Source organism: Nocardia sp. CDC153, from assembly GCF_035818515.1.
Classification (GTDB): Bacteria; Actinomycetota; Actinomycetes; order Mycobacteriales; family Mycobacteriaceae; genus Nocardia.
The window spans coordinates 385474-398623 of record NZ_JAYKYU010000006.1 but is presented as its reverse complement, the minus strand read 5'-3'; the positions used below and the strand labels follow the sequence as shown (position 1 = coordinate 398623).

The following is a 13150-nucleotide window of genomic DNA, read 5'->3' as shown; positions in this document are numbered from 1 at the left end:
CTCAGCGGATCGGTTGAGTCAGATCGCCGAGTTCGTCGTTGGCCAGATGGAAGGCGTAGGCGAGGTCGTTGATGGCGGTGGGCCAGCTGTCGCGCGCGGCGGTGGCGGACGGATCCCGCGCGATTGCCAGCAGGACACCGGCGGCCTCCACGGCGTGTGAGGCGGCGGTCAGCAGGGCGCGGGCGGCCGCGGGAGCCTCGCGGGCGGCCAGCATCCCGATGCGCTGACCCAGCCAATTCGCGTCGAACTGAGCCTGTTCCGAGGCCGGGGCGCCGCAATCGGCCAGGGCCGTGTCCGCGGCCTCGATCGCCGAGGCCCACGACGGACGGCAGTGCCCGAGCGGTGCCTCGATGATCGAGCGCCGCATGGTGTCGCTGAGCACCGCGTGCAGGATCGCGGACAGTTCGGCCCGCTCGACGGGCGAATCATCCACCGCTCCCACGGCATCGACGTCAGGGGGCAGCATCGCCAGCATTTCCCGCAACTGCGCCGTGCTCAGCATGCCGATTCCCCGGCACGCCAGCTTCGCTCGTCCACCGTGTCACCCCTCATCTCGCCGCCGGAGCGGCCCCGACAACGCCGACTGCCCGCCAGGCCCCGAATCCGCTGGCAGGCTCTCGAATTCGGGAACTAGTGGACGCTCGGCATTCTGCACGATCCCCCGTGGCGCATCCCCGAATCTCGCGGGACCGAACGCGCCAATCACCGGCGGATCGCGCCACATCGAGCAAACCGGTGCCGCCCGCCCGATCCGACCGCACCCGGAGATCGCGGGGCCGCCACCGAGAGGGCTACCGCGTCATACCTGCCCAGGTTCCGGTTTCGCCGCCGCCGAACGGTTCAGGATCAGGTCGCCCGCGCGGGCGATGACCTCCTCGCGGGTACGACCTTCATGGTCGGCGGCGAGGAAGTGGCTGCCGATGGCGGCGCAGAAGGCGAGCAGGCTGCGGGCCTCGATTTCGTCCGGGTCCGAGCACACGGTGCCGATCGCATCGCGGAGCAGGTCCATGCGCCGGTTGTCCACGCGCCGTAGGCGTTCGGCGACGGCGGGGTCGCGGCGGGCCCAGTCGCGGATGGCCAGGTCGATGGGGAGCAATCGATCACTCGAGAAGGTGAGATGACCGGCCAGCCGGGCCTTGTCGAGCACGCTGCCCTCGGCGTGCCCGACCTCTTCGAGCACATTGTCGACCGCTTCGCGTTCCCACGTGTCCAGCATTGCCGTGAGCAGCGCGTCGCGATCGCCGAAATAGCCGTAGAAGCCGCCCTTCGTGACGCCGAGCGCCTTGGCGAGCGTCTCGACCCGCACCGCGTCGACGCCGCCGGTGGCCAACGCCGAAAGCCCTGCCTCGATCCATGTTTCGCGTGGCGTGCGCAGTGCGCCCATCCGGTGATCCACCTCACTTCAGCGTTGTACGGAGCCGTATAACAGATCTACTCTTCGATTATACGCAACCGTATAACTCGTAGAGGACGGTGTCATGTCCAATCGACTCCCCCACACCGAACACACCGAAAGGCCTTGGCGCATCCATGAAATCGCGCCCGACTTCGACGTGCAGGACGTCTGGGCCTTTCGCGCGCCGGGCGGCGGACCGGACGACTTCCCGCGCATTCTGGCCGCCTTCCGCGCGGACGACGGCCCCTCGGGCGCTTCCCCGCTGGTGCGATTCCTGTTCGCCGTGCGCTGGCGACTCGGCGCGCTGCTGGGCTGGGACGAGCCCGGCGAGGGCCTGGGAAATCGAGTCGAGTCGCTGGCCGACCGGCTGCCCGACGATCTGCGCCAGGAATCGACCGGATCGCCGGTACCGAACAGCCCGTTCACCACGCTGTACGAACTCCCCGATGAGGCGGCGCTCGAACTGGCGAACCAGACCGTGCACGGGGTGGCCCACTTCGGCTGGGTCTCGACCGCCGACGGTTACGAACTGCGCATGGCGGTCTTGGTCAAACCACACGGTCTACTCGGCCGCCTGTACATGGCCGGTATCGAACCGTTCCGTCAGTTGATCGTCTATCCCGCCATGTTGCGACGATGGAATCGCGTCTGGCCCCACCACGATTCGAGCCGCGACACCGTGCACGAGGCCGGGGAGGTCCGATGATCGCCTGGGCAGGTCGGCTCATCGTCTTCTTCGGAGCCGCGCACACCATCCTGGCCCTGACCCTCGAGCGCGCCCTGCGCTACGCCGGTGACTGGTTCACCGGATCCCTCTGGCACGACGACCTGTCCGCCATGAGCCCCGCGAACAGCGCACTCTGGCTTTCGGTGGACAGCTTCGGAATTCCGCTCGTCCTGGTCGGCCTGACCATCCTGTGGCTGGACCGCCGCGGACTCACCCCACCGTCGTTCATCGCCCCGGTGATCGGAGCATGGACCGCCCTGGGCGCACTGATCATGCCGCTCACCCCCTGGCCGATCATGGCAGTCGCCACCGGCCTACTGATAGCGGGCAGCCGACGAACCGCCCGCGCTCAGGCACCGGTCGGAAGCTCCTAATGAGCACGCGGGGTGGACATTTCACCCCGCGCATCCACCCGCACCGACCGCTATCGAACCCCGAGCGTGTCGCGCACGATCCGATCGACAGCCTCGACCGCGTCACTCAGCTCGGCGCGAGACTTGCGCACGCATCGCCGCACGGCCGCGTAAGGCAGTTCGATGATCAGTAGCGCCAACCGTTCCCGCTCGACCCGACTGCGGAAACCAAGCCGGTCCCCGAGTTCCGTGACGGCGTCGTCGATTCGAGCCTGTTGCTTCGCGGCCACCTGAGCCGATTCAGCGCTCCATTGCGCGGACCCGAAGGCCGCCGGACCCGCGAGCAGGACCGCGGCCTCCGTTGGATGCGTTCGCGCCCACTCGATCACGTGATGTGCGGCGGCCCTCGCGGCCTGCTCCGGGGGATCGATCCACAAGGCCTCGAGAAACCCGCTCTGGAATCGATCGACCGTGCGCAGCCACAGACCCGCCAGCAATGCCGCCCGGTCCGGAAAGCGGTAGTAGACCGAGCCACTCGGCGCGCCCACCGCCGCCGCGACCGCGCTCATGGTGACCGCCGCCGCGCCCTCGGACGCGGCCAGCTCGGCGGCGGCGTCCAGCAGCGAGTCGGAGGTGTGCGTAGGTTTCCTTGACACATATAGAGACTACCCTCTAATTGTTTTAGAGAGCACTCGCTAATTGAAAGGTCCCGATCATGGTGAGCAACATTCACAGCCGAGTGATCACAGCCGACGCCGAGGCGGTGGGCCGTCTGCTCGACACGCTGGCGACCGACGACGACCGGCTGTGGCCGATCCAGCAGTGGCCCGCAATGCGATTCGACCGTTCACTGGGAGTCAACGCGGTCGGCGGGCACGGCCCGATCCGCTACACCTGCGTCAAGTACATCCCAGGGCGCGAGGTGAAATTCCGGTTCCATCGACCGAGCGGTTTCGATGGCACCCACGGATTCCTCGTGGAAGCCTTGGACGCCAGGCACACCCGACTGACCCACGAACTGATCATGCGTACCCGCGGAAAGGACCGCCTCACCTGGCCGCTGCTGTGGCGCTGGCTGCACGATGCGCTCTTGGAGGACTCACTCGACCGCGCCGAGACCGCTCTGGTCCCGGGCACCACGCCGAGAAACCACCACAGCCCCTACGTTCGCTTCCTTCGCAGTCGAATTCACAGCGATGAGGCCCGCAAGCACGCGGCCCGACAGCTGCCGTCCCCCGCATCCGCCCAGGAGTCCGGAGCCGTCCGATGACAGCCACCGTCCCCACCCTCGACCAGGCCCGCGCTGTGCTGGCAGCCCAACCGTTCAGCGTCCTGGTCGGCGCGGAACTCACCGCCTTCGACGCCGACAACGCCGTTCTGGAAGTCCCGATCCGCGACGACCTGCGTCAGCAGTTCGGCTACGTCCACGGCGCAGTGCTGTCCTATCTCGCCGACAACACCATCACCTTCGCGGGTGGCGCGGTCTTGGGCCCGAATGTCCTGACCGGCGGTTTCACCATCACTTATCTGCGACCAGCCGACGGAATCGCGCTGCGCGCGGTCGCCCGCGTCGTCGACGCCACCCGCCGCCAGGCGGTCTGCGACTGCCGGGTCTACTCGGTCCCCGCGGTTGGCGATCCGGTGCTGTGCGCGACAGCCCAGGGCACGGTTCGAGCGATCGAACCACCGGGCGCATGAGCGATTCGCTCGGCCAAGCGCTTTCGCGTCGAGGGTCAGGGGAACCGAGGGCGGCCGAACCGGCGGGATTGGCAAGGCGAATCGGGGACTCCCGCCGGTCGTCGGGCGATCTCGTACTCGGCCGCTTCCATGGCTGGGAGAAGTGACCGTTCCGGGGCCGAAAGGGCAGTCGGCCCCTGGGATTTCGAGTTCATGCCACCGGATAGCTCGATGACGACACCTGATCGAATCCCACCTGCGACGATAGGGCCCATTCTCACTGCGGGAAAGCCGTTTCCAGGCAATCGGCACGTCAGGTCAGTGCCCCTGCACACCCGGTCACAATATTCCCTGCGCGTTAGCTCGATGAGCTCGCCGAACCGGGTCGGACGCCGCGGGTCGGCGGCGGGCGAGCCCGCCGCGAGCGGGTTGTCGGCGGGTCGACATACGGACACCCCGTGGCGCGCGACGGACACGCGGAGGCGAGGCGGGCCGGGTGGTAAAGGTCCGAGAGGGAGTCTGTTCTGTCTCATCGCCTCTGGAAGGAACGGCATGTTCCGGATCGGGAATGATCGACCGGCCGTGGGGATCTCTTGGATGCGGATCGCGCCGGTCCTGCTCACGGCGGTCGTGGCCGTCGCGATGGTGGCCACCGCACCGCACGCGCGAGCCGGGGCGGCGTTCCTCGCGCCGATCGTGGTCGGGCAGAAGGCATTCGAGCCCGGGATGCATGTCGCGCCCGACGGGACGCTCTATATAGAAGGACCGACCGGCCTGCTTTCTGGCGGGATCTCCTCGCCCAGCAGTGTTTTTCGCTCCCGCGACGACGGCGCGAGCTGGGTGGCGACCCCGCCCGGGCTGCGCGGGGTGATGCTGGGCGGGGGTGACTCCACCCTGGCCATCGCGCCGAACGGTGATCTCGCGTTCGCCGATCTGTGGGCCGGGAGTTCGACCGTGTCCAGGTCGTCGGATCAGGGCGATTCGTGGATCGCGCTCCCGGCGGCCGGGCTGCCGATCCAGGATCGGCCGTGGCTGGCGAATTCGGGGACCGCGGTGTATCTCGCCTATCACCAGCTGCCGAGCGGGATCGGGGTCTCGCGGTCGTTCGGCGACGGCCTGTTCTATCCGCTGACCACCGTCGCCGCGACCATCCTCGATCAGGAAGGGTGCCTCACCTGCGCGGCGGGAACGATCGTCGCCGCGCCCGGCGGCACGCTCTTCACCGATCGCGTCGGCGTCGTCTTCAGCGCTCAGAACGGGGGCGTGAAGTTCAGTCGCTCGTTGGACGGCGGACTCACCTGGTCGGTGCGGACCATTTCGCCCTCGGGCAATGCCAACACCACCCTCGTCTTCCCGACCGTGGCCGATGCCGGTGGTGGCAATCTCGTCGCAACCTGGCTCGATGTCACCGACACCCGCAGCATCGTCCGCCTCGCCACCTCCACCGACTGGGGTGACACCTGGTCGGCGCCACGCGCCCTCACCACCGCGGGCACCGCGGTCTACCCGTGGGTCGCGGCGAAGGGCCCGAAGATCGCCATCTCCCTGTACTGGAACGCCAGCGAAGCCACCGCCGACACCACTCCCGCCGACACACCCTGGTACGAGTCCTATTCGGAGAGCACCGACTTCGGTGCGAGCTTCACGCCCCTGACCGCCGCCGACCCCACCCCGGTGAAGTTCGGCCCCATCTGCACCGGCGGCTCCACCTGCGGCGCCAACCGCGAACTCGGCGACTTCCAGTCCGTGGCCATCGACAACCAGGGCCGCTCGGATCTGGCCTACAACCGCTCGATCGCCGACGGCACCACGGTGGAGGTCCGCTTCACTCGCCAATGCTGATCGCCGGGCTCGAGTAAACATACGGTTAACCATGCATGTCCGGACAGAAAAAAGATCAGCTATCACCTAGCTAATTCCGCAAATTGCTGGCATCCCGGTCGGTCGACAGGTTAGCGTCGTGGTCCGTCGGTTACAGATGACGGCAGGGTCGGGGGATTCTGCCAGCGGAGGACCGCACATCATGAACAAATCCCAGATATCGAATTCCATCACTCATCCGCGTTCCGCGCGGGGCGAGAACCATGGCGCACCGGCCAAAGTCCTGGTGGTGCAGAGCAATCCGGCCGTCGCGGAGATGACGGTGCTGGTGCTCGCGGCGGCGGGCCATCTGGCGGTGCAGACCGCGAGCGGCGCACAGGCGCTGCGGACGCAGACCCGCCTGGCTCCCGACATCATTCTGCTGGACCGGGCGCTGCAGGATATGGCCGCGGCCGAGCTGTGTCGCGAGCTACGGTCGCGCACCACCGCGCCGATCCTCGTATTGACCACCGATCACGACCCCGACGTGCACGAATCATTGCTGGCCGAGGGCGCGTCGGAATGCCTGCCGCTGCCGATCCACACCGGCGAACTGCTCGCGCGCATCTCCGGGCACCTGCGCGCGCAGCGTCAACCCGCCGCGAATGCCGAGGCGAAGCGGGAAACCACGCCGGACCCCACCCCGTGCGCGGCGGCCTGACCGCGGATTTCCACCCGCTCGCAATCTTTCAGCGCGATCGCTTAATACACGAATTTCCTTTATCTGTAAGGCGATTCGATCTTTTGACGGCGACGGAACCCACTTCTACCCTGCAATTGTCAGCTCGGGGAGAAGGAGTTCCGCGTGACCACCCACACCGAAGTCCGCCGCTATCCATTCGGCGATCCGATTCGGCTCGATCCACATCCGCTCGCGGCGAAACTGCAACGCGAGGAACCGATTTCCCGCGTCCGACTGCCGTTCGGCGGCGAGGCCTGGCTGGTCACCCGCTATGCGGATGTCCGGTCGGTGCTCAGCGATCCCCGGTTCGGCCGGGCCGCCACCGTCGGGCGCGAGGATGTGCCGCGGGTGCGTGAGACGCCCGCCCTGCCGAATGTGCTGACCAGCATGGATCCGCCCGAGCTGACCCGGGTGCGGAAACTGACCATGACCGCGTTCACCTCGCGCCGCGTCCAGGAATTGCGGCCGCGCGCCGAGCGGCTGGTGGACGAATTGCTCACGGCCATGGCCGAATCCGGCTCGCCCGCCGATCTGGTGACGGCCCTGGCCCTGCCGGTGCCGGTCACCGTCATCTGCGAAATGCTCGGTGTGCCGGCCCAGGACCAGCACAGGTTCCGGGAATTCTCCGACGCGGTCATGTCGACCACGCTGGTGTCGGCCGAGGAGCGCATGGCCGCCTACGGTTCGCTCGCCACCTATCTCACCGAACAGATCGCGGTGCGCCGCGCCGATCCCACCGACGATCTGCTCGGCGCGCTGGTCGCCGCCCGCGACAACGAGGACCGCCTCACCGAGGACGAGTTGGTCACCCTCGGCATCACCCTGCTGGTCGCCGGTCACGAGACCACCGCCAACCAGATCGCGAACTTCACCTACGTACTGCTCACCACCGGCGAATGGGACCGGCTGCGCGAGGATCCGGACCTGGTCCCGGCCGCGGTGGAGGAGCTGCTCCGCTACGTCCAACTCGGCAACGGCGGGGCCTTCCCTCGCATCGCGAACGAGGATGTCGAACTCTCCGGCACCCTCATCCGCGCGGGCGAGGCGCTGTTCGTCGACCTCGGTGCCGCCAACCGCGACGAGGACGCCTTCCCCGACGCCCACACCCTCACCCTGGACCGACACCACAACTCGCACTTGGCCTTCGGCCACGGCTTCCACCACTGCGTCGGCGCGCAACTGGCCCGCCTCGAACTCCAGGTCACCCTCACCGCCCTCCTCCGCCGCTTCCCGACCCTGCACCTGGCCGTCCCCGCCGACGAGATCCCCTGGAAAACCGGCATGCTGCTACGCGGCCCGAAGACCCTCCCCGTCGCCTGGTAGCCCCGCCACGCATCGCCGCGGCTCCTGATCCAGCGGCGCGAGCTGTGGTCGCGCTCAGCTGGAGTCGATAGGGTGCGGCGGTGGATACAGCGGAGTTCGTTCAGCACGGCGGCACGATCGTGGATCGGCTGACCACGACGCAGGCCGCGCCGCCCTGGCAACTGGTGGTTGGTACCGGGGTCGTGGCGCTGGTGTTGGTGGTCTTCCACCCGACCTGGCGGGTGCTGCGCAATGTGGTGACCATCGCCCACGAGGGCGGGCACGCGTTCACCGCGCTCTTGACGGGTCGGCGGCTCAACAGCATCCGATTGCATTCGGACACTTCCGGTCTGACCGTGTCGAGCGGCAAACCGTATGGCCTGGGCATGATTCTGACCATGGCGGCCGGATATCCCGCGCCCGCGCTGGTGGGGTTGGCCTACGCCGCGCTGCTGGGCGCGCATCGGATCACGCTCATGCTGTGGCTGACCATCGCTCTGCTGCTGGTGCTGCTGCTCAAGGTCCGCAACTTCTACGGTCTGCTGTCGCTGCTGGTGACCGGCGGCCTGGTCGTCGCGGTGTCCTGGTTCGGCACCGACACCACCCAGGCGGCGCTGGCGTACGCGGCGGCCTGGTTCCTGCTGTTGGCGGCGGTGCGGCCGGTGATCGAGCTGCAGCGCAATCGCGCGCACGAACCCAATTCCGACGCCGATCAACTCGCGTATCTGACCCGGATTCCCGGCATCCTGTGGGTGCTGCTGTTCGGCGCGATCGCGGTGTGCTCGCTCGTGCTCGGCGCGCGTTTGCTGCTGGCCGACGTCTCGGGCATCTGCGTGCCCGCCATCACCCACAGCACCTGCGCGGCATCGACCCCGCGCTGAGCATTCCCCCACGTCAGGGCGGAAGTGGTATCACTGCAAGGCATCTGGCGAATGCCGACTACCATTCGGTATGCACCGCCCGGGTGATCGGGAACACCGGATTTGCCCGGATCTCGGCCCGCCTCGCTCAGCACGGCTCAGTGCTCGTGGCACCACCGAGCGGCGGACGTTCGATCGTTGCGGCTAGGAGGGTTTGGGGATGGAAAGACCGGCGTGGGCCCCGGAGGGCGTGGACATGAACCGCCCGAGTCCGGCGCGCATGTACGACGCGCTGCTGGGCGGTTCGCACAATTTCGAGGTGGATCGCCAGGCCGCCGAGCAGGCCAAGAAGCTCGTCCCGGACCTGCCGCGGCTGGCGCTGAGCAATCGCGCGTTCCTGCGGCGGGCGGTGCGGTTCCTGGTGGATTCGGGGGTGCGCCAGTTCCTCGACATCGGTTCGGGCGTGCCGACGGCGGGCAATGTGCACGAGGTGGCCCAGGCCATCGATCCGGAATGCCGGGTGCTCTACGCCGATATCGATCCGGTGGCGGTCGCGCACGCGCGGGCGATTCTGGCGGGCAATGCGAATGCCACGGCCATCGAGGCGGATCTGCGCGAGCCCGCGGCCCTGCTGGAGCAGGCACGGGGCACCGGCATCATCGATTTCAAACAACCGGTCGGTGTTCTTCTGATTGCCGTCCTCCACCTCATGGCCGACGACTTCGCCCCGATCGACAAGGTCAACGCCCTCTACGACGCGGTCGTCCCCGGCAGTTTCGTCGCGATCTCCCATCTCACCTCCGCGACTCGCCCCGAGGACGCGGCCAAGCTGCAGAACAATTCCACCAACGTCAGCAAGATCGGCCTGCACTTCCGCGGCCGTGCGGAGATCACCGCACTGTTCGGCAAATGGGAGCCCCTCGAACCCGGTGTGGTGGAATTGCCCTTGTGGCGGCCGGAATCCGATCGCGATCAGCACGAGACGCCGGGCCGCTCGCTCGGTTTGGCGGGTGTGGGCCGCAAGGCCTAGGTGATCGAGGCAGGGGAAGGGGGTTGCCGCGGTGGGTGTGAGCGAGCTGGCGGTCCGCTGGGCCGACATGCTGGACGGCGCGGTCGCGCCGACGCTCACCCGGGACCAGGTCGAGGAACTGCTCGACGGCTTCTGCCCCCGCCTGATCGAGGCGGTGCGCGGCACCGGGGACCTGTCGGTCGCGCGCGAGGCCGCCGCCGCGCTGGTCGCCGCCAATTACCGTGATCCGCTGGCGGTGAACCGCTCGGTCTTCGTGCTGTGCAAGGACCTGGTCGAAACCGTCTGTCCCGAACCCGATTGCGCCGACTACTGGCCGGTGCGCGACCGCACCATCGAGCTGGCCGCCGAGTTCGCGGCCGAGTTCACCGCGGGTCTGCGCGCGGTGGCGCTGGCCGAACAGGAGACGACGCTGAGCGCCGCGCTCACCGCCGCCCGCGAGGCCGAAGCCCGGCGGCACCTGTCCGAGGCCAGGTTTCAGGCCATTTTCGAGGGCGCGTCGGTGGGCATCGGCACGGTCGACATCAGCACCGGCAAGGTGGTCGATGTCAATAACGCCATGGCCGAAACCCTGGGCGTCCCGGCCGAGGACATGCCGGGTCGGTCGGTCGCCGACATTCTGGGCCCGGCCAATATCGGCGAGGCGTTCGGACTGTTCCAGCGGTTGCTCTCCGGGGAGATCGACCGCTTCCGCTTCGAAACCGAGCACACCAAACCCGACGGCACGCACACCGTCATCGACCTGTCCATGACCATCGTCCGCGACAGCGAGGGCAGGCCGCGCTTCCTCATCGGCGTCACCGTCGATGTCACCGACCGCAAGCAGCTGGCCGATCAGCTCTGGTATGACGCCCACCATGATTCGCTGACCGGTCTGCCCAACCGGCTGCTGTTCTTCGATCGCCTCGCCGCGGCCTCCGGTCAGGTCGGGGTCTGCTATCTGGATCTGGACGGCTTCAAGGAGATCAACGACCGGCGCGGCCACACCGCCGGGGACCGGGTGCTCTGCGATGTGGCGCACCGACTGCGCATGGCGGTGGCCTCGAATGCCGTGGTGGCCCGCCTGGGCGGCGACGAGTTCATCGTGCTGGTCGAAAACTGCTCGGGCCAGGCGGAATTGGACGAAGTGACCGACAGTCTGCTGGGCGCGCTGGAGGATCCGTTCGATGTGGCCGGGCTGTCGGTGCGGGTGGGCGCCAGCATCGGCACCGCGCTGGTGGACACCGACGCCACCGCCATCGACGAGCTCATGCACGCCGTGGACACCGCCATGTACCGCGACAAGGCGCTGCGCCACCGCGGTGATCCCCCGCGCCGGGCCGCCCGCTAGATCACGCAGGGCCCACTAGATCACGAACGGCACCAGGGCCTTTCGCTCCGGCGGGTAGTCGCTGAACTTCTCGCGGTACCAGCCGTGGGTGGCGAAGGCGCGCGGCACCAGATTGCCGAAGGTGATCAGGAAGATGACCACGCCGGGCAGCGCCCAGGTGAGAATGGCGAATCCCGCCCAAGCGACCAGCTCGCCGAGATAGGTGGGGCTGGTGACGAATCGGAATCCCAGACCGTACGGAATCTTGTATTCGGTTGCGCCGGGGTTGTTCTTGTCGCGCAGATTGCGCACGATGTGCTCGGAGCTGGCCAGCAGCGCGAAACCGCTGAGGTAGACGAGCAATCCGATGATGAAGCGGGGGTCGGTGAGCCAGTCGGTGCCGTACTGCCCCAGGTAGTCGTGGCTGAACAGCGCGCCGTTGAGGTAGCCGTGCAGGGTGGTGACGAGCATGCCCATGCCGAGCACCGAAACATTGAAACTGCTGGTCTTGCCGGGCACTTGGCGAATATTGAGGGGGAAGAACCAGCCCCGATTGCCGTAGTGCAGAATCCAGATGGCCGCCAGCACCATCGAAGTCGGCTCGAAGCGGCGTGGACCAGTCAGGTACGCGACCGCGAAGACCACGGTGGCCGGAATCTCCATCAACCACCAGCCCAGCTTCGGATTGAGATTGAGTCCGAGCTTGGTGGTGGCGAAGCGACCGTACGGGCTCTGCCCGAAGAGGCCGCCGATGAGAACGAAGGCGGCGAACGCGAAGGCGATCGTGAGCACGGTGTCGTAGACGGTATTTCCGGTGTACCAGTTCATTCGTGGTCCTCGAGGTGTAAAAACTAGAACAGGTTCTACCACAGCGGGCGGGCCGACCGGTACCCAGTGGTAGCCGCGGTGGAAGACCGGCGGGTAGGTTGGCGAGAACCCGGAGGGAGGCAAGGTGGGTTCGCAGGGTTGGGATGTGCTGGTCAAGTCGATGCCGTTTTTTCTCGAGGAGGACGAGGACGCGGACGAATCCGGGCTCGGGTGGAATCCGCGCTTCATCCAGATCCGGGACGAACTCACCGGCCGCCGAGTGCATTTCGCGCAGCAGGGCACCGAGATCGAGGTGATCGTGGCGGTCCCCGACGACGCCGCCGACGCCGAACGGCTGTTGAGCGTGCTGCGCGAGCAACCCGACGGCACCTGGGACCCGGTGCCGCTGCCCTCGGAATCCGATGCCACCGCACCGGATCCGCAGTGGCGGGCCATGCAGCGGGTGCATCAGCAGCCGCGGCTGGCGCGGGAGTGGAGCACCGGCTGGCCGCGCGACGAGACCGTCGACTTTCGGCGCGCGGTCGCCGAATCGGTGGTGACGGTACTGCGCGAGGGGCTCGATATGGACGGCGACCGATTACGGTTCGCCACCTGGAGCATGGACGCGCCCGGCACCGGCAGCTACGGGCTGCCCGCCGACCGGCCCAGTGAACGCGACGCGCCCGTGGGCTGTTCGGACTGGGCCGATTTCGAGGCGCGCCTGGCCTGGGCACTGACCACCCTGCCGTGGGACGGCGTCATCAACCTGAGCACCCCGCACCCCGGCCCCGACCCGTGCTTCGTCCAATTCCTGCACGGCAGACAGCTTTTCAACGAGGCCAGCGGCTGGGACGTGGCGGGCCTGGGCACCGGCGAATTCGACCGCCGCATGCGCGATCTCGGCTGGAGCTTCGCCCCGCACAGCGTCCCCGGCGGCGCGGCGCTCATCTGGGAAGGCCCCCTCGCCAAGGCGGGCTTCAATCCGTGCCTACGGGGCGCGCCCCGCCGCACGGTCTTGACGTTCACCGAAGTCTTCACCGTCGGGCACCCGCAGGATCTCGTCTTCCGAGCCTTCCGCAACGGCCGCCGCCGCGACCCCGAACTCCGCTACCTCGACATCGAACTCGGAATCCCCCGCGACGTGCGGTGA

Annotated in this window: 15 protein-coding genes; 11 read left to right on the top strand and 4 right to left on the bottom strand. The window is 67.8% G+C overall.

Annotated elements, in window-relative coordinates; translation table 11 throughout:
• Position 1: 1 nt before the first annotated feature.
• Both VMT65_RS32190 and VMT65_RS32185 read right to left on the bottom strand, forming a co-directional pair.
• Positions 2–502 carry a hypothetical protein gene (locus tag VMT65_RS32190; protein ID WP_326312337.1) on the bottom strand — a complete coding sequence of 167 codons (501 nt, stop codon included), beginning with the start codon at positions 500–502 and terminating at the stop codon, positions 2–4.
• A 297-nt stretch (positions 503–799) separates the two neighbouring features.
• Positions 800–1384: a TetR/AcrR family transcriptional regulator gene (locus VMT65_RS32185; RefSeq protein ID WP_326312335.1), complete on the bottom strand. Its 585-nt coding sequence runs from the start codon at positions 1382–1384 to the stop codon at positions 800–802.
• A gap of 94 nt (positions 1385–1478) precedes the next feature.
• Between VMT65_RS32185 and VMT65_RS32180 the strand changes: the two genes are divergently transcribed.
• Positions 1479–2102 (top strand): DUF2867 domain-containing protein, encoded by a 624-nt coding sequence (locus VMT65_RS32180; RefSeq protein ID WP_326312333.1) that lies wholly within the window; start codon positions 1479–1481, stop codon positions 2100–2102.
• Positions 2099–2497, top strand: coding sequence for a DUF6463 family protein (locus VMT65_RS32175; RefSeq protein WP_326312331.1), 399 nt, complete (start codon positions 2099–2101; stop codon positions 2495–2497). The genes VMT65_RS32180 and VMT65_RS32175 overlap by 4 nt, the downstream gene beginning before the upstream one ends.
• A gap of 50 nt (positions 2498–2547) precedes the next feature.
• Here VMT65_RS32175 and VMT65_RS32170 read toward each other — a convergent pair whose 3' ends face one another.
• Positions 2548–3132 (bottom strand): TetR/AcrR family transcriptional regulator, encoded by a 585-nt coding sequence (locus VMT65_RS32170; RefSeq protein WP_326312329.1) that lies wholly within the window; start codon positions 3130–3132, stop codon positions 2548–2550.
• Positions 3133–3191: 59 nt separating this feature from the next.
• Between VMT65_RS32170 and VMT65_RS32165 the strand changes: the two genes are divergently transcribed.
• The 8 genes from VMT65_RS32165 to VMT65_RS32130 all read left to right on the top strand — a co-directional run bounded on the left by VMT65_RS32165 (position 3192) and on the right by VMT65_RS32130 (position 11214).
• Positions 3192–3746, top strand: a complete 555-nt coding sequence (locus VMT65_RS32165; RefSeq protein WP_326312327.1) for an SRPBCC family protein — start codon at positions 3192–3194, stop codon at positions 3744–3746.
• Positions 3743–4174: a PaaI family thioesterase gene (locus tag VMT65_RS32160; RefSeq protein ID WP_326312325.1), complete on the top strand. Its 432-nt coding sequence runs from the start codon at positions 3743–3745 to the stop codon at positions 4172–4174. Before VMT65_RS32165 ends, VMT65_RS32160 begins: the two co-directional genes overlap by 4 nt.
• A 576-nt stretch (positions 4175–4750) precedes the next feature.
• Positions 4751–5995 (top strand): sialidase family protein, encoded by a 1245-nt coding sequence (locus tag VMT65_RS32155; RefSeq protein WP_326312324.1) that lies wholly within the window; start codon positions 4751–4753, stop codon positions 5993–5995.
• Positions 5996–6176: 181 nt separating this feature from the next.
• Positions 6177–6674 (top strand): response regulator transcription factor, encoded by a 498-nt coding sequence (locus tag VMT65_RS32150; protein ID WP_326312322.1) that lies wholly within the window; start codon positions 6177–6179, stop codon positions 6672–6674.
• 144 nt (positions 6675–6818) lie between these two features.
• Positions 6819–8018: a cytochrome P450 gene (locus tag VMT65_RS32145; RefSeq protein WP_326312321.1), complete on the top strand. Its 1200-nt coding sequence runs from the start codon at positions 6819–6821 to the stop codon at positions 8016–8018.
• An 80-nt stretch (positions 8019–8098) separates the two neighbouring features.
• Entirely contained in the window at positions 8099–8878 is a 780-nt protein-coding gene (locus VMT65_RS32140; protein ID WP_326312320.1) for a M50 family metallopeptidase, read from the top strand.
• Positions 8879–9077: 199 nt separating this feature from the next.
• Positions 9078–9887, top strand: a complete 810-nt coding sequence (locus VMT65_RS32135; RefSeq protein ID WP_326312319.1) for an SAM-dependent methyltransferase — start codon at positions 9078–9080, stop codon at positions 9885–9887.
• 31 nt (positions 9888–9918) lie between these two features.
• Positions 9919–11214 carry a sensor domain-containing diguanylate cyclase gene (locus tag VMT65_RS32130; RefSeq protein WP_326312317.1) on the top strand — a complete coding sequence of 432 codons (1296 nt, stop codon included), beginning with the start codon at positions 9919–9921 and terminating at the stop codon, positions 11212–11214.
• Between the two features lie 15 nt (positions 11215–11229).
• Here the strand turns inward: VMT65_RS32130 and VMT65_RS32125 are convergent, their stop codons facing one another.
• Complete coding sequence (locus tag VMT65_RS32125; RefSeq protein ID WP_326312315.1) at positions 11230–12021, bottom strand: 3-oxo-5-alpha-steroid 4-dehydrogenase; 792 nt, start codon at positions 12019–12021, stop codon at positions 11230–11232.
• A gap of 124 nt (positions 12022–12145) precedes the next feature.
• On the opposite strand from VMT65_RS32125, the gene VMT65_RS32120 reads away from it, so the two are divergent.
• Complete coding sequence (locus VMT65_RS32120) at positions 12146–13150, top strand: TY-Chap domain-containing protein (RefSeq protein WP_326312313.1); 1005 nt, start codon at positions 12146–12148, stop codon at positions 13148–13150.